This is a genomic window from Faecalicatena orotica (genome assembly GCF_905197545.1).
Classification (GTDB): domain Bacteria; phylum Bacillota; class Clostridia; order Lachnospirales; family Lachnospiraceae; genus Faecalicatena_A; species Faecalicatena_A orotica.
The window spans coordinates 147498-167865 of sequence record NZ_CAJJZH010000007.1; the positions used below are offsets into that span (position 1 = coordinate 147498).

Annotated in this window: 20 protein-coding genes; 18 read left to right on the plus strand and 2 right to left on the minus strand. The window is 42.7% G+C overall.

Translation table 11 applies throughout. The annotated features are described in order from the left end of the window. Positions 1-87: 87 nt before the first annotated feature. The 7 genes from ABIN22_RS15505 (at position 88) to ABIN22_RS15535 (ending at position 9031) form a co-directional block, all read left to right on the plus strand. The gene (locus ABIN22_RS15505) at positions 88-1410 is read left to right on the plus strand and encodes an extracellular solute-binding protein (RefSeq protein ID WP_346909782.1); all 1323 of its coding nucleotides are present in this window, start codon (positions 88-90) and stop codon (positions 1408-1410) included. A 90-nt stretch (positions 1411-1500) separates the two neighbouring features. Next, complete coding sequence (locus ABIN22_RS15510) at positions 1501-2385, plus strand: carbohydrate ABC transporter permease (RefSeq protein WP_109732603.1); 885 nt, start codon at positions 1501-1503, stop codon at positions 2383-2385. A 1-nt stretch (position 2386) separates the two neighbouring features. Then, positions 2387-3232 (plus strand): carbohydrate ABC transporter permease, encoded by an 846-nt coding sequence (locus ABIN22_RS15515; protein WP_109732602.1) that lies wholly within the window; start codon positions 2387-2389, stop codon positions 3230-3232. Between the two features lie 10 nt (positions 3233-3242). Then, positions 3243-4751 carry an arabinosylfuranosidase ArfA gene (gene arfA / locus ABIN22_RS15520; protein WP_118620182.1) on the plus strand — a complete coding sequence of 503 codons (1509 nt, stop codon included), beginning with the start codon at positions 3243-3245 and terminating at the stop codon, positions 4749-4751. 121 nt (positions 4752-4872) lie between these two features. Further along, positions 4873-5865 carry a LacI family DNA-binding transcriptional regulator gene (locus tag ABIN22_RS15525; RefSeq protein WP_109732600.1) on the plus strand — a complete coding sequence of 331 codons (993 nt, stop codon included), beginning with the start codon at positions 4873-4875 and terminating at the stop codon, positions 5863-5865. A gap of 46 nt (positions 5866-5911) precedes the next feature. After that, positions 5912-6880 (plus strand): glycoside hydrolase family 43 protein, encoded by a 969-nt coding sequence (locus tag ABIN22_RS15530; protein WP_109732599.1) that lies wholly within the window; start codon positions 5912-5914, stop codon positions 6878-6880. A 54-nt stretch (positions 6881-6934) separates the two neighbouring features. Continuing rightward, complete coding sequence (locus ABIN22_RS15535; RefSeq protein WP_109732598.1) at positions 6935-9031, plus strand: RICIN domain-containing protein; 2097 nt, start codon at positions 6935-6937, stop codon at positions 9029-9031. A gap of 33 nt (positions 9032-9064) precedes the next feature. On the opposite strand, the gene ABIN22_RS15540 is transcribed toward ABIN22_RS15535, so the two are convergent. Further along, positions 9065-9823, minus strand: a complete 759-nt coding sequence (locus ABIN22_RS15540) for an IclR family transcriptional regulator (protein ID WP_109732597.1) — start codon at positions 9821-9823, stop codon at positions 9065-9067. A gap of 173 nt (positions 9824-9996) precedes the next feature. Here ABIN22_RS15540 and ABIN22_RS15545 point away from each other — a divergent pair, with 173 nt between their 5' ends. From ABIN22_RS15545 to ABIN22_RS15590, 10 genes are all read left to right on the plus strand, one after another. Further along, positions 9997-10635, plus strand: a complete 639-nt coding sequence (locus tag ABIN22_RS15545; RefSeq protein ID WP_118620183.1) for a bifunctional 4-hydroxy-2-oxoglutarate aldolase/2-dehydro-3-deoxy-phosphogluconate aldolase — start codon at positions 9997-9999, stop codon at positions 10633-10635. A gap of 84 nt (positions 10636-10719) precedes the next feature. Beyond that, a complete protein-coding gene (locus ABIN22_RS15550; protein ID WP_346909786.1) occupies positions 10720-11745 on the plus strand; it encodes a PfkB family carbohydrate kinase in 1026 nt (341 codons plus the stop codon). A gap of 222 nt (positions 11746-11967) precedes the next feature. Further along, positions 11968-12831 (plus strand): 5-dehydro-4-deoxy-D-glucuronate isomerase, encoded by an 864-nt coding sequence (kduI, locus tag ABIN22_RS15555; protein WP_118620185.1) that lies wholly within the window; start codon positions 11968-11970, stop codon positions 12829-12831. Between the two features lie 15 nt (positions 12832-12846). Beyond that, positions 12847-13485, plus strand: coding sequence for an RpiB/LacA/LacB family sugar-phosphate isomerase (locus ABIN22_RS15560; protein ID WP_346909789.1), 639 nt, complete (start codon positions 12847-12849; stop codon positions 13483-13485). Between the two features lie 87 nt (positions 13486-13572). Next, positions 13573-13998 (plus strand): sugar phosphate isomerase/epimerase family protein, encoded by a 426-nt coding sequence (locus ABIN22_RS15565; RefSeq protein ID WP_346909791.1) that lies wholly within the window; start codon positions 13573-13575, stop codon positions 13996-13998. Continuing rightward, positions 13947-14390, plus strand: a complete 444-nt coding sequence (locus ABIN22_RS15570) for a sugar phosphate isomerase/epimerase family protein (protein ID WP_346909793.1) — start codon at positions 13947-13949, stop codon at positions 14388-14390. Before ABIN22_RS15565 ends, ABIN22_RS15570 begins: the two co-directional genes overlap by 52 nt. Before the next feature lie 43 nt (positions 14391-14433). Continuing rightward, entirely contained in the window at positions 14434-15237 is an 804-nt protein-coding gene (locus ABIN22_RS15575; protein ID WP_346909795.1) for a polysaccharide deacetylase family protein, read from the plus strand. Between the two features lie 175 nt (positions 15238-15412). Further along, a complete protein-coding gene (gene dctP / locus ABIN22_RS15580; protein ID WP_118620188.1) occupies positions 15413-16435 on the plus strand; it encodes a TRAP transporter substrate-binding protein DctP in 1023 nt (340 codons plus the stop codon). A gap of 11 nt (positions 16436-16446) precedes the next feature. Beyond that, a complete protein-coding gene (locus ABIN22_RS15585; protein WP_109734042.1) occupies positions 16447-16926 on the plus strand; it encodes a TRAP transporter small permease in 480 nt (159 codons plus the stop codon). Further along, complete coding sequence (locus ABIN22_RS15590; RefSeq protein WP_346909798.1) at positions 16927-18234, plus strand: TRAP transporter large permease; 1308 nt, start codon at positions 16927-16929, stop codon at positions 18232-18234. Positions 18235-18242: 8 nt separating this feature from the next. Here the strand turns inward: ABIN22_RS15590 and ABIN22_RS15595 are convergent, their stop codons facing one another. Next, on the minus strand, positions 18243-19139 hold the full coding sequence (locus ABIN22_RS15595; RefSeq protein WP_346909800.1) for a helix-turn-helix transcriptional regulator: 897 nt from the start codon (positions 19137-19139) through the stop codon (positions 18243-18245). 106 nt (positions 19140-19245) lie between these two features. Here ABIN22_RS15595 and ABIN22_RS15600 point away from each other — a divergent pair, with 106 nt between their 5' ends. Next, positions 19246-20367: a glycoside hydrolase family 88/105 protein gene (locus tag ABIN22_RS15600; RefSeq protein WP_346909802.1), complete on the plus strand. Its 1122-nt coding sequence runs from the start codon at positions 19246-19248 to the stop codon at positions 20365-20367. Position 20368 lies beyond the last annotated feature (1 nt).

The window sequence follows — 20368 nt, forward strand, 5'->3', positions numbered from 1 at the left end:
TTACACGTGTACATTTAAACCAAAAAGCAGATATACGATAAACCGGTAAGTGTGTTTGCTGAATGTTCAAGAAAGGGAGACAGGATTATGAATAAAATGAGCAAGTGGAAAAGAATGGCTGCACTTGGTATTTCGACAATGATGATTGTTTCAACAGCAGCTTGCGGAAGTGGTTCAGGAGGAAACTCTAAATCAGAAAAAACGAATGCAAAAAATCAATCAAAAGGAACCACAATTTCATTCTGGAACAGCTTTACAGGTTCAGACGGAGATATGCTGGTTGAGCTGGTGAACCGATATAATAAAGAGAATGAAGATGGAATTACTGTTGAGATGGATATTTCTTCAGATTTTGACAGTCAGCTTTCCACTGCATTTGCAGCAGGCACAGGTCCTACCATGATTTTAAGTTCAAGTGCCTATCGATTTACATATGGGGACTATATGCAGGATATCAGTGATGTATTTGACAAAACTGATTTAGATAAGGATGATTTCATACAATCTTATTTAGATTATTGCTCCGAGGGAGATAAATTATATTTTGTACCATTTCAGGTTGTAGGTTATTACATGTACTGGAATAAAGATTTATTCGAGGCGGCAGGACTTGATCCAGAGGCTCCTCCGACAACATGGGAAGAATGGCAGACATATGCTGAAAAGATTACGGATGAGAGCAAGAATGTTTATGGATCGGGTATTTCCTATGATTATCCTTACCAGATTGCACATATGATGCAGCGTCTGGGCGGGTTGTCAGTAACGGATGATAATGGCAGCTGGAAGGCAAACTTTGCAGGAAATAAGGGATATGCTGACTTCCTTACGATGTATAAGACTTTAACAGAAAACGGGGATAACCCTCTGGAAGCGGATACGGATTCTATGGTAAGTGCAGGGCAGATTGGTATGACTGTCGGGGGCCCCTGGGTCACGGCAGGACTTGATACAGCAGGTGTTAATTACGGAATCGGTCTGATACCTCAGGGAGATGCAGGGGATATGAACTCTGTAGAAGTACTCGGATTTTCTGTAACAACGACAGCAAGCGATGAGGAGAAAGAAGCTGCATATAAATTCATTGAATGGTGGAATTCAGAAAATGAAGAGGGATCAAGTCCGGCTTTAGAGTGGTCAGTGGCAAATGGTTTTCCTGCTTATACATATTCCGTTCAGGAGAAAGATGAATATAAACAAAGTGAAAAACTTAGTGTGATGTCTTCTGCAAATCCAGATGCACCGACGGACTTTATTGTTGATTCAAGTTTTCCGGGAATCAATGATATTCTGAATGATGTCATCCCTGAGATGATTAACTCCGTAGCGTTTGGAAACATGTCGGTGAATGATGCACTTGAAAAAGCCCAGACAACTGCAGATAAGATTGTTGGGGAATATAATAAATAACTGATTTCAGGGACTTTTGGCAAGTGGAGAGGCGGTTCCGTGTAGCCGCCTTTTCTTTGGAATTTGAGACAGGCGGGTAGGAGAAGTTAAATGAAGAAAATGATGAAATACTGGAATAAGCCTTCCAGAAGTGCGTATCTCTTTTTGGCCCCATCGGTCATTTTGTTAATCCTGTTTAGTGTGGTGCCGCTAATTATAGCTTTTGGACTAAGTCTGTTTGATGTGTCCATCACGATGGACTCGGCACGTTTCATCGGTATGGAAAACTTTGTCGAAGCATTTCGGGACAGCCGGTTTATAAACAGCTTAAAAGTGACTGCTATTTTTACGGGGCTGGAGGTGCCGCTGCAGGTTCTGGGAGCATTGGTAGTTGCAGCGCTGATTACAAAGAATAATATAAAGAATAAATTTTTCAGAGCGGTTTATTTTCTGCCCGTCATATGTTCTGCGACAGCAATCGGTATTATGTGGAAGATGATACTTCACTCCAATATTGGTTTTGTTACAGCGGCGTTACAATCAATGGGGCTGGGGAAGATTAATTTCCTGAATACACCGGGACTGACAATATTCGTCGTTTCATTTATATCCATATGGAGGAGTTTTGGTATTTCTGCAATTATTTATGTGACGGCGATCCAGCAGGTATCAGCGTCCTTATATGAAGCGGCTGAAATGGACGGGGCTGGGAAGATACGGCAGTTCTGGCATATCACCGCACCTTCCATCAGACCGACCTTCTGGTACATTTTAATGACACGGTTTGCAGGGGCATTACAGATATTTGACATCATCTATATTACGACAAATGGTGGACCGAATTATACAACAGAATCCACGGTTACTTACATTTATTCCAGAGCATTTTCATCCCGTTCGAGTATGGGGTATGCGTCTGCAATGTCGGTGATTTTATTTGCGATAATCATGGTTGTTACTGTAATAATGTATCGCAAAATGAATCAGGAGGATTAGTATGAAAAAGAAAAAAGCGATTAAAATCAAAAATATAACAATCAGTATTCCGATCTTTATCGTTTTGGTCATTCTGGCATTGCTGGTTCTGGTGCCGGTTATATGGATGACATTAAGCGCGTTTAAGCCGGAGAAGGAGATTATATCCTGGCCGCCTACTTTTATACCGAAATCATTGACTCTGGAAAATTTTGTTGATGTACAGGACCGAATTAATATTCTTCGTTATATGCTTAACTCAATTATTTATGCAGGGGGAACCACATTGCTGGCTGTTGTTGTAAACAGTATGGCCGGGTATGCCTACGCCTTTTATGATTTCAAAGGAAAGACAGGGCTGTTCCTAATGACTCTGGCGACAATGATGGTACCATTTCAGGTTATTATGGTCCCGCTATTCCTCGTTGTGTTCAAGATGGGTATGTACGATTCTTACTGGGGGCTGATAATACCAAGAGTTGCAGTTGCAGGTTCGATCTTCATGATGCGCGCCGCCTTTTCAGGCATACCAAAGGAACTGGCCGAGGCTGCCAGAATTGACGGGCTTTCCGAAATGGGAATATTCTGGAGAATCATGATGCCGCAGGTAAAACCGGCAGCGATCACTCTGGTTATTTTAAGTATCAATGGTTCGTGGAATGATTTGCTGTGGCCGATGATAGTGACGAGCAGGACAGAGATGCGTACACTTGCAAACGGACTGGCATTATTTATTGGGCAGAATACCATCGAGTATGGCGCCGCATTTGCAGGTGCGCTGATTTCACTTCTTCCGATGTTTATTCTGTATATGGCAGGGCAGAAATACTTCGTGGAAGGTATGGCAAGTGCCGGATTAAAGGGGTAAGGAGAATCATATGTTAGAGGCTAAAATAATTTGCGATAAAAATTTTATAATAGGCAGCATTGATCCAAGGCTGTATGGTTCTTTTCTGGAGCATATGGGGAGAGTTATTTATACAGGAGTGTACGAACCGGATAACTTAAACTCCGATGAAGAAGGTTTTCGCAGTGATGTGATTGAAAAAGTAAAGAAAATGGGGGTGACGGCAGTACGCTATCCGGGCGGAAACTTTGTTTCTGCTTACCATTGGGAAGATGGTGTTGGACCGAAGGAGGACCGGCCGAGAAAGCTTGAGCTTGCATGGAAGGCTGTAGAAACGAATGAATTCGGGACGGATGAATTTATCCGCTGGGCACGGAAAGCTAATATTGAGCCGATTTTCACCGTGAATCTGGGAACCCGAGGGATAGAGGAAGCTGTTCAATATATTGAATACTGTAATTTCCCGGGAGGGACGAAGTATAGTGAAATGAGGAAGGCTCATGGCATTTCAGAACCATATGGTGTGAAAATGTGGTGCCTTGGCAATGAAATGGATGGGGAGTGGCAGATCGGGCATAAGACAGCCGGTGAATATGGGCGTCTGGCAGCAGAAACAGGGAAGACTATGAAATTGGTGGATCCCAATATAGAGTTGATTGCATGTGGCAGTTCGCTTTCGAATATGGAAACATATCCAATATGGGATATGGAAGTTCTCGAGCATACATATGACGTGATTGACTATTTGGCCCTGCACCAATATTATGGCGGGCAGGAAAAAGGCACAAAAGCGTTTCTGGCCCAGACACTCGATATGGAGGAATATATTAAGACCATCCGTTCCGCTGCTCAGGTGATAAAGAAGAAAAAACGTTCCTGTAAGGAGATGAAATTCAGCGTTGATGAGTGGGGCGTCTGGGCGCTTCCGGGTGATTCTGTAAATATGGAAGTGTCGAAAGGACCCTGGAAGGTTGCGCCTGCAATCAGCGAACAGATTTACACTCTTGAGGATGCCCTGCTTTTTGCGGGAATGCAGATGGTTATGCTGAGAAACGCTGATGTGATAAAGATTGCATGCCAGTCCCTTCTTACAAATGTCAGTGCATGCATTATGACTGAAAAAGACGGTGGACTCTGGCTTCAGACAATCTATTATCCATTCTACTATTTTGCAAATTATGCGAGGGGGATTGTTTTAAGAAGCACCTCATTAGGACCTACATACCAGTGTGAAGACTTTGATCAAGTTCCGTATCTTGATGAGGTTGTTGTCTGGAACGATGAAAAAAATGAAATTGTTATTTTCGTAGTTAACAAGAGTGAAGACGAACCAATGAAAGTGGAAGTGATGCTGCAGAATTTTGAGCCAAAGAAGGTCACAGAATTTGTAAGCATGACGGCAGATGACAAAAAGATGACAAATCAATATGACCATACGGCTGTTCAGCCCTGCTCAAGAGAAGGGGCACATGTTATATCAGGCAGCTGTATTGCAGAAATCGAACCGCTGTCTTTTAACATGATTCGTATAGAAATATAACGGGTTGTCTTCGTTGCGGCAGTTATGTTTTGGTGTTATACTTAAGCTGATTTTATGCAGGGTATGATGCGTCCCGGCTTAGAAATGCAGGGGCTTAACGAATGAACGGAGGTAGTGGAAGATGGCAATCACTGTAAATCAGATAGCTGAAAAATGCGGTGTGTCGAGAACAACTGTGCTGAGGGCTTTAAATGACCGGGGGAGTGTTGGCAAGGAGACAAGGGAAAGGATTCTGTCTGTTGCCAAGGAATATAATTACCGTCCGAATCTGCTGGCAAGAAGCCTGAATCATGGCAGAACTATGTCTCTGGGCGTAGTAACGATAAATATTGAGAATATGTATTTTGTCCAATCTTTAAATATTATTAATAAGGAAGCGGACAAGAGAGGGTATTTTACGAATATTGTGGTCTGTGATGAAAGTCTGGATTGGGAACAGAAACTTATTCAGGGGCTTGCTGACCGTCAGATGGAAGGGATACTAATCAGCCCGATTAATAAAGGGAAAGAGTTTGAAAAGTTCCTGCTTTCGCTCCATATTCCGATTGTCTGTATAGGAAACCAAGTGTCGGACGCAATCACAACAGTACAGGTTAATGAGATGGCAGCTGCTATGGAGTCAGTAGATTTGATCGTATCTAAGGGATATCAAAAAATTATATTTATCTGCCCCCCGCTGGCTGTGAAAGAAAAAGAAAATATATATGTTCACGAACAGCGTCTTTTAGGGTTTCAGGCATCAATGGCCAAATATCCGGAGATTGAATCCTCGGTGATTGGTAAGACTGACTATCTGCAGGATGTGAAATGTCTGATTGATAAAGGAACAGAAAAAAAGACGGCTTTTCTATGCTCTGGCGACAGCTATGCCCTGAATGTGATGCGCTGGGGGCAGCAGAATGGAATGACCATACCGAAAGATTTTGGGTTAATGGGATTCGATAACATTAGTATTCTGGAATTTATTACACCTAAGTTGACAACAGTATCAACAAATCTTGAGGGGGTTGCAGCAACGGCAGTCTCAGAACTGCTTGCCCAGATAGATTCGGAGGAATATTCACCGAAAGCCATTTATCTGAACTATAAGATATTAGACAGAGAAACTCTGTGACAGACAGGTGGTATGGGGCAGATAGTAGTAATGTGAGGAAATAATAGTGAATAGAGACAATTTTATAAAAACGAATTATAATGAACCATTTATTATTCAGCGGGCAGATCCTTATGTCTATAAACATAAAGATGGAACCTATCTGTTTACCGGATCTGTACCGGAATATGACCGGATCGTGCTCCGTCAAAGTAGTACGCTTGATGGTCTGAAGGATGCGGATGAAGTTACCATATGGAAGAAGCATGAGCAGGGGATTATGAGCATGCATATATGGGCACCGGAAATCCACTATATTGAAGGTAAGTGGTTTATTTATTATGCAGCAGGTGATAAAGATGATATATGGGCGATACGTCCGTATGTCCTTGAATGCTCAGGCAAAGACCCGCTGAAGGACCCTTGGAAGGAACTGGGGCAGATGCAGGCGTCTGACGATTTTTCCTTCAGAGATTTTTCGCTTGACATGACTGTATTCGAGAATCGGGGGATATGGTACTGTGTATGGGCAGAAAAGGTTAGTGTCGGGAAGAAGATATCGAATCTATATATAGCAGAAATGGAAAGTCCAGTTAGGCTTTCTACACCCCAAGTGCTTTTAAGCTCTCCTGATTATGATTGGGAGCGGGTTGATTTCTGGGTGAATGAAGGTCCGGCACTGTTGCGCCATGCCGGGATGTTATATCTGACTTATTCGGCGAGCGCAACGGGTGCATGTTATTGTATGGGAATGCTGAGTATTCCGGATGATGAAGAACTCCTGAATCCGCGTGTGTGGAAAAAGGAAAGGATTCCCGTCTTAAGAACCGATTGGAAGAAAGGAATTCTGGGGCCTGGCCATAATTCGTTTACAAAGTCAGAAGATGGGGCAGCGGATATTATGATTTACCATGCCCGGCAATACGACGAGATTACCGGAGACCCGTTATATGATCCTAACAGACATGTATATCGCATGAAAATCATGTGGGATGAAGAGGGATGTCCCGTATTTTCTTTTGAAAATAATTTTTAGCTTTTATAAATTAGAAAAAGCAATGCTTAGTTGATAAAAGAGGAGGTAAGAAGGATGAGAAAATGGCATAAGAAACTGACTGCACTAGTAGCGGTATTTACATTGGTATTTTGTTTTTCTGTTCCTGCGTCGGCGCAAACGACGGATAATGGTACTGTTGTTTATGTTTCAGACAAAGATGCGACATTCGATCCGGGAGGGGCTACATATTCCAGAATTATCTGCTTAAAAAATAGTGGTAATGCTAACGGAACTTTATTGTGTACATATGATCAACTGAAAAATGTAACTATTGCGATGGAAGACGGGACAAGTGTTTCAAAACAGGTTTATCCTATTTATAAAAGTACGGACAACGGAGACAACTGGCAGTTGATTAGTAATGTATATGATAAGGAATATGGTCTTTTAAGGACTTCCCAGCCGTGTCTGTATGAATTGCCGACTCAGGTGGGGGACATGCCGGCGGGGACAATCCTGTTGGCCGGAAATATTTTTGACGATGATCCTTATACTCAGTCAAGAATTGTATTGTATAAGAGTATAGACGGGGGATATACGTGGTCGTTTCTAAGCGAAGTGGATAATGGGGGACCTTGCATATATGATCCAAGTACCACATCTTCTACAACAACTGTATGGGAGCCATTTTTGGGAATGAGTGCATCAGGAGAATTGGTATGCTATTATTCTGATGAAAGACAGAAATCTGATGGTGTTTTGCAGGCGGTATCGCTTAAAACTTCATCAGATGGTGTGAATTGGAGCGGACTTACGAATGTAACAGCTATTAATAATACAAGTGACAGGCCGGGGATGATAACGGTGACAGAACTGCCAAATGGAAGGTACATGGCTACATATGAAATGGTTAACAGACCAAGCCTGAGTAAGAATAATGCAGTCGTTTACTGCAAATTTTCGGATGATGGTGTGACGTGGGACGCAGGAAGTCCTGGAACCCGGGTTGCTTTGGCAGATGGCAGAGGAATCGGTTCTTCTCCCTATGTAAAATGGATTGATGCAGGGGGGCCGAATGGGATGGTTGTAATATCTGCAAAGTGGGGAACGGATAGCAGTGACAATATCAGTGGCGGACAGAATTTTTATGTAAACTATAATTTGGGACAGGGAGCATGGGAACGTCTTCCAATGGCAGTGACCTATGATTATAATGATTTGGCAGGAGGTTATTTTTCAGGATTTAGTCAGAGTTTTGATGTAAGCCCGGATAATACGACCCTCTATCAGGCCACTAACGTAGAGAACTTCAATAACTCGAAGATAATTGATGGAGTAAGCTATAATCTGAACGATGTACGGGTTGGCACTCTTCCCTTGAAAGGCTGCATTTACGAAGCGGAAAAGGCAGTGATCACAAATGCCCAGGCGGGCAATGCCATCGATGCATCTAATGGACAAGAAGTACAATATATTAATGAATCAGACAGTGCGGTTGATTTCCAAAACATAAAAGTTGAAAATGCAGGGAATTATAATATCTTAGTCAGATATTCCAATGGTGAGGGAACAGAGGCCTCTCATACGGTTTCTGTTAATGGAACCGAGATAGGGACAGTAAATTATCCTGTTACAGTTAATTGGGACCGCTATCTGTGGAGTAGTTTTACCTGCTATTTAAATTCTGGTACAAATTCCGTTAAATTTGCAAAAAATGTAGGTTTTGCGGAATTGGACTGCATACAGGTCAGCGAAACTTCGGATGATTTTTCTGTTATTAATAAAAACAGTGGCAAGTATCTGGAAATTAAAAGTGCATTAACAAATGAGGGTGCAGAAGCAGGTCAATGGGGAATAACAGATCATTGGTGCCAGAAATGGAATTTTGAAGAAGCAGGAAATGGTGGTTATAGAATCAAAAACATGAACAGCGGCCTTTATCTGGATATTGAAGGGCAGAGTGCAGCTGATGGGGCAAAAGCGATTCAAAACGATTATGCCGAGAGTGATTCACAGATATGGTTACTGGAAGAGACAGAAGGTGGATATTGCCATATTGTGAATAAAAACAGTGGTAAATATCTTGAAGTATTTAGTAATTCTGCGGAAGACGGTGCATCAGTAGGGCAATGGGGCGCAACGGAATATGGATGTCAGGAATGGACACTGATAAAAGAAGGTATCCATTAACAGAACAAATTTAAATTAGAAGCAGAGTAGATTCTAATTCCACTCTGCTTCTAATTTTTTTTGTGTATCCAGGACATCTCTGGCAAGTTCTGCAATCCGTTCATCTGACATACGGTTGACCGGTGCGGAAATACTAAATGCGTATTTAGGTTTCCCTTTATAATCCTTGATGCAGGCGGCGATACATCGAACGCCTAATTCATTTTCTTCATCGTCGATGGCATATCCTTGTGTATGAACCTGTTTTAGGTGCTTTTGCATCTCACTGAAATCGGTGATGGTATGCGGCGTCAATTCCTGAATGTCACTGTTATCCCATATTTCCCGGGCGTCATCCAGATCCATTTCCGCCAGTAATGCTTTTCCGACACCGGAGCAGTAGAGTGGAATACTCTTTCCGACTTTCGACACCAGCCGTACCGAGTTAGTATAAGACTCGACTTTGTCAATATATACAGCTTTTCGGCCATCCACCTGAACGAGATGGACTGTCTCGCCGCATTTGGAGACAAGTTCTTTCAGATGTGGTCTTGCAATATCTACAATGTCATTTTGGGTCAGTAACTGGTTTGCCAGTTCCCAAATCTTAAACGTGAGACTATATTTAGTAGTCTCCGGATTCTGTTTCACATATCCCATATAAATCAGAGAGTTGAGAATACGGTGTACGGTGCTTTTGTTCAGAGACAGCTTTGAAGATAGTTCCATCAGACCGGTAGGGCCTGACTCAGCCAGAACCTCCAGAGTCTGAAAAAGACGGTCGGCCACCTGAATTGGGTTTTTATTTTCCATTATAATCAATGCCTTCTTTCTTTCTCGCGGGAATAAAGAAATACGAAAAAATGTATTGACTTTATTATATAAATGAGTATAATAAAAGTCAACAGTTCCATATTACAAAACATGGTTTCATAATGCGGAACGAAATGCGAGATGCAATTATTTATTTCATTGGAGGAGATTACATGAACGCAATTTTAGAGCAATTTGGTGAAATCGGAATCATTCCGGTTGTTGTATTGAATGATGCAAAGGACGCTCTGCCGCTTGGAAAAGCGCTAATCGAAGGAGGACTTCCGTGTGCAGAGGTTACATTCCGTACAGATGCAGCAGAGGAATCCATTCGTCTGATGTCAGAAGCATATCCGGATCTGCTGGTTGGAGCAGGAACAGTTCTTACAACAGAACAGGTCGACCGTGCAGTAGCAGCCGGAGCAAAATTTATCGTCAGTCCCGGACTGAATCCGAAGACCGTTACTTACTGTCAGGAAAAGGGGATTCCGGTGTGCCCGGGTGTTGTAACGCCGAGCGAGATTGAGAAAGCGCTGGAACTTGGGCTGGACGTTGTAAAATTCTTTCCGGCTGAACCGTCAGGCGGACTTTCGATGATCAAGGCAATGTGCGCGGCTTACACGAAGCTGAAGGTGATGCCTACTGGTGGAATCAGTGCAAAAAATGTTGTAGATTACCTGAAGTGTGACAAGATTCTTGCATGCGGCGGGAGCTGGATGGTGAAGGGCGATATGATTGAAGCTGGCGAGTTTGACAAGATTACAGAACTGTGCAAAGAGGCGGCAGAAATCGTAAAAGCAGCAAGAGCTTAATCAGGTATATAAAATAGCAAGAATATTAGTGACTGTTCATGGTCCTGAACAGTTACTAATATTAATTATAAGGAGATTAGTAGAATGTCAAAGAAAGTAATCACATTTGGAGAAATCATGTTAAGACTTGCACCGGAGGGATATTACCGGTTTGTTCAGGCGGACACATTTGGCGCAACATATGGCGGCGGAGAAGCTAACGTTGCAGTTTCACTCGCAAATTACGGTTTTGATGCAAAATTTGTCACCAGGCTTCCGGCACATGAGATTGGACAGGCGGCTGTAAATTCACTTAGAAAATATGGGGTGGACACCTCTTATATTGCAAGAGGCGGCGAACGCATCGGTATTTATTTCCTCGAAAAAGGTGCTTCCCAGAGACCTTCCAAGGTTATTTATGACAGAGCGGGATCTTCAATCTGTACAGCTTCCGCATCTGATTTTAACTGGAAGGAAATCTTTGACGGGGCAGAGTGGTTCCATTTTACAGGAATTACACCGGCGCTCAACGATGAGGTTGCGGCAATCTGCCTCGAAGCTTGTAAAGCTGCCAATGAGATGGGAGTTACAGTATCCTGTGACCTGAACTACCGCAACAAGCTCTGGAGCAAAGAAAAGGCAGGCCAGGTAATGGGCGGTTTATGTCAATATGTGGATGTTTGTATCGCGAATGAAGAAGATGCTTCAGATGTATTTGGCATCAAGGCAGCTGACACAGATGTCACAACAGGAACTGTAAACCACGAAGGTTACAAAGACGTTGCAAAACAGCTTGCTGACAGATTCGGTTTCAAGAAAGTAGCGATTACACTTCGTGAATCTATATCAGCAAATGATAACAACTGGTCTGCAATGTTATATGATGGATCTGATTATTTCTTTAGCAAAAAATATAAAATGCATATCGTTGACCGTGTTGGCGGCGGCGATAGTTTCGGCGGTGGACTTATCTGTGCCTCCCTTAACGGATATGATTCACAGGCAGCCATCGAATTCGCAGTAGCGGCTTCATGTTTGAAGCACTCTGTCGAAGGAGATTTCAATATGGTATCAATGGACGAAGTGTTAAAACTTGCCGGAGGCGATGCTTCCGGACGTGTCCAAAGATAATAAATCCCTAATGCCATGTGGGAATATAATGTAAAGAAAAACCTCTCTGCAGCAGGCGGAGAGGTTTTTCTATTGGTAATAGTATAAAGTGCAATATTCTTATAAAAACATATAAAATAGGCAATTTTAGTAAGAAAATTTGCACCTTGTTATGGTATGATTTACAATGTAAAAACTTAGAAGAACTTATAGAATGTAAAAATAAAAAAGGAGATAAAAGCAATGGAACTTAGAACCGCAGCATCGCCAAGAGACGTAAAACATTATACAACAGAGAGATTAAGAGAGGAATTTTTAATTCCACAGATTTTTTTCCCGGACGATATTAAATTAGTATACAGTCATATTGACCGTATTATCACAGGCGGGGCAATGCCAGTGGCACATAGCTTAAAATTAACAGCCGGGGATGAACTCCGTGCGGAATATTTCCTCGAGAGGCGTGAGATGGGGATTATTAATATCGGCGGGGACGGAACGGTTACCGTAGACGGCAGCGTGCATAAGGTGGGAGCCAGAGAGGGGATGTACATCGGGAAAGGCGCCAGGGATATCACATTTGCAAGTGACGATGCAGAGAATCCGGCAAAATTTTATTTGAACAGCGCTCCGGCACACACAAGCTATCCGACAGTCGTAATCAAGCAGGAAGGAACTCCAAAAGAGGGTGTTGTCATTGTAAAAGAAGAGAACAAAGTGGAGCTTGGAACATTGGAAGACTCCAACCACCGCGTTATTTGCAAATACATTCTCCCGGGGCAGGTAGAAAGCTGCCAGCTGGAGATGGGCATGACGCATCTTGAGCCGGGAAGCGTATGGAATACGATGCCGTGCCACACACATGACCGGAGAATGGAAGTGTATCTTTACTTTGATCTTCCGGAAGACGCATTTGTGATGCATTACATGGGAGAAGCCACGCAGACAAGACATATCGTTGTCCGTAATGAGCAGGCTGTCATCTCGCCAAGCTGGTCGATCCATTCCGGCAGCGGATCCAGAAACTACACATTTATTTGGGGAATGGTCGGAGAGAATCAGGATTTCGATGATATGGACCATATCCCAAATCAGGACTTATTATAATGGAGGAGAAATAAGATGAAGATCGCTTTAATTAACGAAAACAGTCAGGCGGCAAAAAATGAAATCATTTGCAGCTCTTTGAGAAAAGTCGTGGAGCCAATGGGACATGAAGTGTTTAACTATGGCATGTTTACGGCGGAGGATGAGGCACAGCTTACCTATGTACAGATCGGTATATTGGCGGCAGTTCTGCTGAATTCAAAAGCGGCAGACTATGTCATTACAGGATGCGGTACCGGAGAGGGGGCGATGCTTGCGTGCAACTCCTTTCCGGGCGTTATCTGCGGGCATGTGGAGGACGCGTTAGATGCATATACATTTGCACAGATCAACGATGGAAACGCTATTGCACTTCCATTTGCAAAAGGATTCGGCTGGGGCGGAGAACTCAATCTGGAATATATTTTCGAGAAATTATATGTGGAAGAAGGCGGAAAAGGTTATCCGAAAGACCGCGTTGTTCCGGAACAGAGAAATAAACGGATTCTGGATGAAGTCAAGACGGTTACTTACAGAAAACTGACTGATATCCTGGGGGAACTGGATCAGGAGCTGGTCAAAGGAGCATTATCCGGCGCGAAATTCCGGGAATACTTCTTTGCAAATTGTCAGGATGAAGAAATTGCGGCAGTTGTAAAAGAAATTTTAGCTTAGTAAAGACAAGAAAAGAAGACAAAGGGGCGTGTACTTTGTCTTTTTTCTTTGTAGAAGGAACTTTGTCTTAAAAAAGGAGATCAGAATATGAAAATTGGTGTACGAGCACACGATTATGGGAAAATGAATATAGAAGATTTGGCGCGTGTCCTTCATGAGGAGGGATATGATGCGGCGCAGCTTGCGCTTCCGAAGGCATTTACGGGAATCGACAGCTATGAAGATATCACACTTGCTCATCTGGAACGGATCAGACGGGCATTTGAAGCACAGAAAGTGGAGATTCCGGTATTTGGCTGCTATATGGATCTGGGTAATCCTGACGAGGAGATTCGTGCTTATGCACTCACAACGTTAAAGCAATGTCTGGCCTACAGCAAAGAGGCAGGAGCGAATGTAGTCGGCACAGAGACTGCGTATCCGCATCTGGATGCAGAGCAAAAAAAATCTGGTATCCGTATATGCTGGACAGTGTGCAGCGTGCAGTGGAAGAGGCGGTCAGGCTGGATGTAAAGCTTGCGATTGAGCCGGTATACTGGCACCCGCTCGAAAATCTGGAGGCGCTGGCCAAGGTACTGGAGAAAGTGAACGACGAAGCGCACTTGCGTGTGATTTTCGATGCTTCTAATTTGCTGGAGTTTCCCGATACCACAGATCAGGAGAAGTACTGGACCGGGTGGCTGTCGCAGATCGGCAAATATATAGAAGCCATGCATATCAAAGATTTTATGTTTGGGGAAAACAAGGAATATCAGCCAACACTGCTGGGGGAAGGCTGTATTCAGTATGACACAATATCTAAATGGCTTCGTGAAAATGCGCCGGATATGTATCTGCTTCGTGAGGAAATGAATCCTCAGACCGCACAGCATGACATCATGTTTATGAAGGAGGTTCTATGTTAAGATTAAGACAGGACATACCACTCTTTCCGAAGGGAAGAAAGCTTTGACTTTTAGTTACGATGATGGAATCACGCAGGACCGGAGATTCGTGGAGATGCTAAACCGTTATCATCTCAAAGGTACATTCAATCTGAATCCCGGACTGATGGGAAACAAAGACTGGTTAAGCCAGCCCGGAATCGAAGTCAGCCATTACAAGATGGATAAATGCGAGATAGCAGAGCTGTACAAAGGGCATGAGATTGCAGTACATACAATGACGCATCCTGATCTGCCGCGTGTTCCGGAGGGAATGATTGCATATGAAATCGCAGCGTGCCGCAGGGAACTGGAGGAAATTGCAAAAAAACCGGTTACTGGAATGGCATATCCGTTCGGAACCTACAATGATAAGGTGAAAAACGCAGCGAAGGTGTGTGGTATCACCTATTCCAGAACAACAAAGCAGCACTTTAGCTTTCATCTGCCGGAGGATTTTCTGGAATGGCATCCAACTATTCATCACACAGAAAATACACTATACTCTTTATGGGAAAAATTCTTAGAACCTGTTGATAACGAAATGTACAGGCAGCCCCAGCTTTTTTATGTATGGGGACATACTTATGAATTCGATGCATTTGACCAGTGGAAGGATATGGAGGAGTTTCTAAAACAGGCAGGCGGGCATGACGAAATCTGGTATGCCACGAACGAAGAAATATACAGGTATGTAATGGCGGCCCAGAGGCTGGTTTACAGTGCGTCCGGCGATTATATCTTCAATCCGGGTGTGCTGGATGTGTGGATGCTGATAGATAAAAAAGAATATCACATTCCGGGCGGAGAGACGGTTACGATTGGATAAGCGGATGAAATTTATAAAAAGATAGAGCAATATACTTTGGAAAAAGTGAAATAAGTGCAATATAGATAAGAAAATTGTCATAACCATATGCTAGAATAACAACAGTTACAATATATTATGTATTCGATTATAGGCGCCGTAATCGATATGATGTTTTTTAGGAGAAGGAGTAAAAATGGGAAGCTTAAAGAAAAAAATAGGCATTGCGGTTTCGGCCATAGGCCTGGCCGCAGTAGTCATAACCTTTGGTATGGTTCTGAGCGAAAACAGCACAGACAAAATTAACATCCGTATGGCACATAATCAGGCAGATGGTTCAGAAATTGCAGATTCAATTGCAAAGTTTTCAGAGTTTGTTGCAGAAGATGCATCAAAGAATCTCGAAATTGACATTTATCCGAGTGGAGTACTCGGTTCAGAAAAAGAAGAAATCGAGATGGTTCAGGCGGGTATCCTGGACATGGCAAAAGTAAGTTCAAATACGTTAGGGCAGTTTGAGGACAAATATTCGATTTTCGCAGTACCGTATCTGTTCACAAGTCAGGAACATTACTATGAGGCGATGGAGAAGAGCGAAGCTGTACAGGAACTCTTCCGGTCAACAGCAAATGAGGGCTATATTGCCATCGGATATTATGCAAATGGTTCCAGAAATTTTTACTTAAAGGAGAACAAAGCAGTTACAGATCCCTCCGTGTTAAAATCGAAGAAAATTCGTTCCATGCCCAGTTCCACCTCTATGGAAATGATTAAGTACATGGGCGGGTCCGCAGTACCGATGGCAGGGAGCGAGACATATTCCGCCCTGCAGCAGGGGGTGGTAGACGGAGCAGAGAACACAGAACTTGTTCTGACAGTTGACGGTCATCAGGATATTGTAAAATCCTATACATATACAGAACACCAGTATTCTCCAGATATTTATATCATCAGTACAAAGAAATGGAACAGCCTTTCAGCAGAGCAGCAGGAATATCTTGTGAAATGTCTGGGCGAGACAAATGATAATTTCAAAACCATGTATAACAGAATGATGGATGAAGCAATTGCAGAAGCAGAAGACCACGGCGTTACCATTTACAGAGACATTGATAAAACAGCATTTATCGAAGCTGTTTCACCGATTCATGATGAGTTCTGTGAAAAAGGTGATGATTATAAAGCACTGTACGACGATATCGAACAGTATGCAGAGTAGGAGGATAGCAAATGAAGATACTGAATAAAATATTAGAATATGTCCTTGCAATTCTGGTAGTGGTAATGGTCGCAGGCTGCATATGGCAGATCGTAACACGATTTATTTTACAGAACCCAAGTGACTGGACAGAAGAATTAGTCCGCTATGCACTGATCTGGATGACAATGGTCGGTGTTCCATATGCATATGGCAAACAACAGCATATTGCCGTGACATTTATTACGGATACATTTACAAAAAAGGGCACTTTAAAAGATAAGATTTTTATCGAGATTCTTGTTCTCTTCCTCAGCGTATTCGTTATGACTGCAGGCGGGATTATGGTCAGCATGAATGCAGCCGGACAGGTTTCACCTGCACTGGGAATTCCGATGCAGTTCTATTACATCGGGGTACCGGTCTGTGGTGTTCTCATGGTAGTATACGCAGCAGAACGTTTGATCCGATTTATAAAAGAGTTTAAAGAACTGAAGAAGGAGGAAAAATAAATGGAATTACAAGCAGCATTAGTATTAATTATCGTATTCTTTTTCCTGCTGGCAATGAGCGTTCCAGTGTCATTTAGTATTATTTCAGCAGCCTTGGTTACCATCATCATGTTCCTGACTCCTCAGTTCGGAATGTTTATCTCAGCACAAAAATTAGTCGGTGGTATCGATAGTTTCAGTTTGTTAGCTGTACCATTCTTTATTCTGGCAGGACAACTGATGAGTAACGGGGGTATTGCGAAACGGCTCATAAATCTCGCAATGTTAATCTTAGGAAAAGTGCCGGGATCTCTTGCACTGACCAATGTCGCAGGAAATGCAATGTTTGGTTCATTATCAGGATCAGGTATCGCAGCAGCAACAGCAATCGGTGGTGTTATGAACCCACTGGAAAAAGAACAGGGGTATGATGATGGATTTGCAGCGGCAGCCAATATCGCATCTGCACCGGTTGGACAGCTCATCCCGCCAACCAACGCATTTATTGTTTATTCAGCAGCATGCGGCGGCGCATCTGTAGCGACTTTATTCATGGCCGGATGGATTCCGGGACTATTGTGGGCATTCCTTTGTATGGTAGTTGCATTGGTATATGCAAAGAAAAAAGGGTATGTTGTAAAGAGGGATGAAAAATTAACCGGAAAAATTGTACTTAAGACAATCTGGGATGCAATTCCAAGCTTACTGCTTATTGTGATTGTCATCGGCGGTATCTTATCGGGATATTTCACACCAACAGAATCATCTGGTGTAGCAGTTTTGTATGCATTTATCTTAGCGGTATTTGTTTATAAGACAATTAAGATTACAGATATCAAAAAGATATTAGTGGATGCGGCAGTAATGACAACCATTGTTATGTTAATCATCGGCGCTTCCTCAATCCTGTCGTTTGTTCTTTCGTTTACAGGACTTCCACAGGCAATCAGCGCAGCAATGCTGTCGGTATCAGACAACAAGATTGTCATCCTGTTACTGATTAACATGATCCTTCTAATTGTAGGTACATTCATGGATATGGCACCGGCACTTTTAATCTTTACACCAATCTTCCTTCCGGTTGTAACAAGTATAGGGATGAATCCGATTCAGTTTGGTGTTATGATGGTCATGAACCTTTCCATTGGAACGATTACACCACCAGTCGGCAGTGTATTATTTGTCGGGTGCAGTGTGGCGAAACTCAAGATTGAAGATGTGATGAGACGCCTGATCCCGTTCTTTGGGGCTATTGTCGTAGCACTTCTGTTCGTTACCTTTGTACCCGCATTCAGTACATGGCTTCCAACTGTACTGGGCTTAATGTAACAGGAATTTTAAGGGTTCACCGGCAGAATCAGAGGCTTAATAATATCCAGATTCTTACGATATTTTAGTGGAGACATAGTCATATATGTTTTAAATGTCTGCTCAAAATGTGTGGTACTTCCATAGCCGACACTTTCTGCAATCTTGGAAATGCTGTAATCCGTTTCTTCCAGTAGTTGTTTTGCATGCTGGATACGGATCACATTGACATACTCACGAATCGTATAGCCGGTGACTTCCTTGAACAGACGGCAAATGTAATACTTACTTAAGAAAAACTGATCCGCCAATGCCTCTAAGGAAATGTCCTGCTCATAATTCTGAGAGAGATAGTCAGCGATTTCGTACACATGGCGATGCTTCCCCTCCTGTGGAAGAAGCGGAGTTTCCGGCATACGGATATCAAGTTCACGGGTCAGATACAGAAAATACGTTGTGACTGCAAGTTCAACTGCCTGTTTATAATTATGTTTTTTCTCATTACATTCTCTTTTGATGAGATAGTAAAGGTCCATAAATGCCCTCTGCTGTGCTTCTGTCAGATGATACACACCATAATGCTGGTGAAGGAAGCGGGTCAGGTGCAGTGTTGGATATTTCGTATCAAATTCCTGCACTTTGTCAGGCGTGAGATACAGGATGATTCGGTTGTGGCCGCTGTCATTACTCGATACAGACTTGGTCATATGAATCAGGTTCGTGTCGATTAAAATCAAGTCCCCTTTGGAGGCGACAAAATTACGATTATTAAAGAAGAAACTCCGTGTTCCTTCTAATATATAAAAAATTTCATATTCGTTGTGGAAATGCTTAACCCGCATGTCAAACTTGCCATAACGAACCATGTGTTCCAGTGAAATACCCTCAATGGAGGCGTAATAGGAGAGTTTTTCCAAATGTATCACCTGCTTTTTAATATTTTACCTGCTTTTGTATTATTATATAATAAATTGACGCAAAAGACTAGAGAGCGTATTGGGAAAATAAAACAGAGATGAAAGGAATGTTACCATGAATATAAATGAAACGGAGCTCAGAAAAAAGCTGAATCTCGTAATCGAAAAGCTGCTGAGTCTGGGTGGTCCCGAAAATGAAAAGGAACTTGCGGAAAATGGTGGAGAAGCCATCGGCTTTTTTAAAAGAGATTTTGGTATCAAAGAGTGGGACTGGCCGCAGGGAGTGGGGCTTTACGGACTCCTAAAAATTATGCGGGCAGAGAAAAATGAAGAATACAAAGAATTTCTTCATAATTGGTATCTCGAAAACATGGAGCTCGGGCTTCCATCCCGGAATATCAATACAACCACACCTCTTTTAACCTTAAGCGAGTTAAATGAATATTATCATGATCCAAAGTTTGAAGACCTTTGTAAGGATTGGGCAAACTGGCTGATGACCTGCCTCCCGAGAACCAAAGAAGGCGGTTTCCAGCATGTGACCAGCGCCAATGGTGATCGTCAGGGCGTGCGTCTCAATGAAAATGAGATGTGGATTGACACCTTATTCATGACAGTTTTATTTTTGAATAAAATGGGACAGAAATATCAGAATGAAGAATGGATCAACGAAGGGATTCATCAGGTTCTTATGCATATCAAATACTTGTATGATAAAAAGACAGGATTGTTTTATCACGGCTGGACCTTCAATGGCAACAACAATTTCGGCGGCGTATTCTGGTGTCGTGGGAACAGCTGGTTTACATTAGGCATACTCGACTATGTTGATATGTTTAAAGGAAGCCTGAACCCGGGCGTCAAATCTATCATTATAGATACATATAAAGCCCAGGTTGCAAAATTAAAAGAATTACAGAGCAAAAACGGTTTGTGGCACACTGTTCTTCCCGACCCGGAAAGTTACGAAGAAGTATCTGGTTCGGCAGCAATTACAGCCGGTATCTTAAAAGGTATCCGCTACGGAATTCTGGATGATTCTTATCTGCCATGTGCAGAGAAAGCAGTTAAAGGGATCTTAAAGAATATTGACAAGGACGGAACCGTGCTAAATGTATCCGGTGGTACTGGAATGGGCATGGATGCAGAACACTATAAGAATATCCTTGTTGCACCAATGGCATATGGACAGTCACTTACAATTCTGGCGCTTGCGGAAGCGCTGAAGCATTTATAAG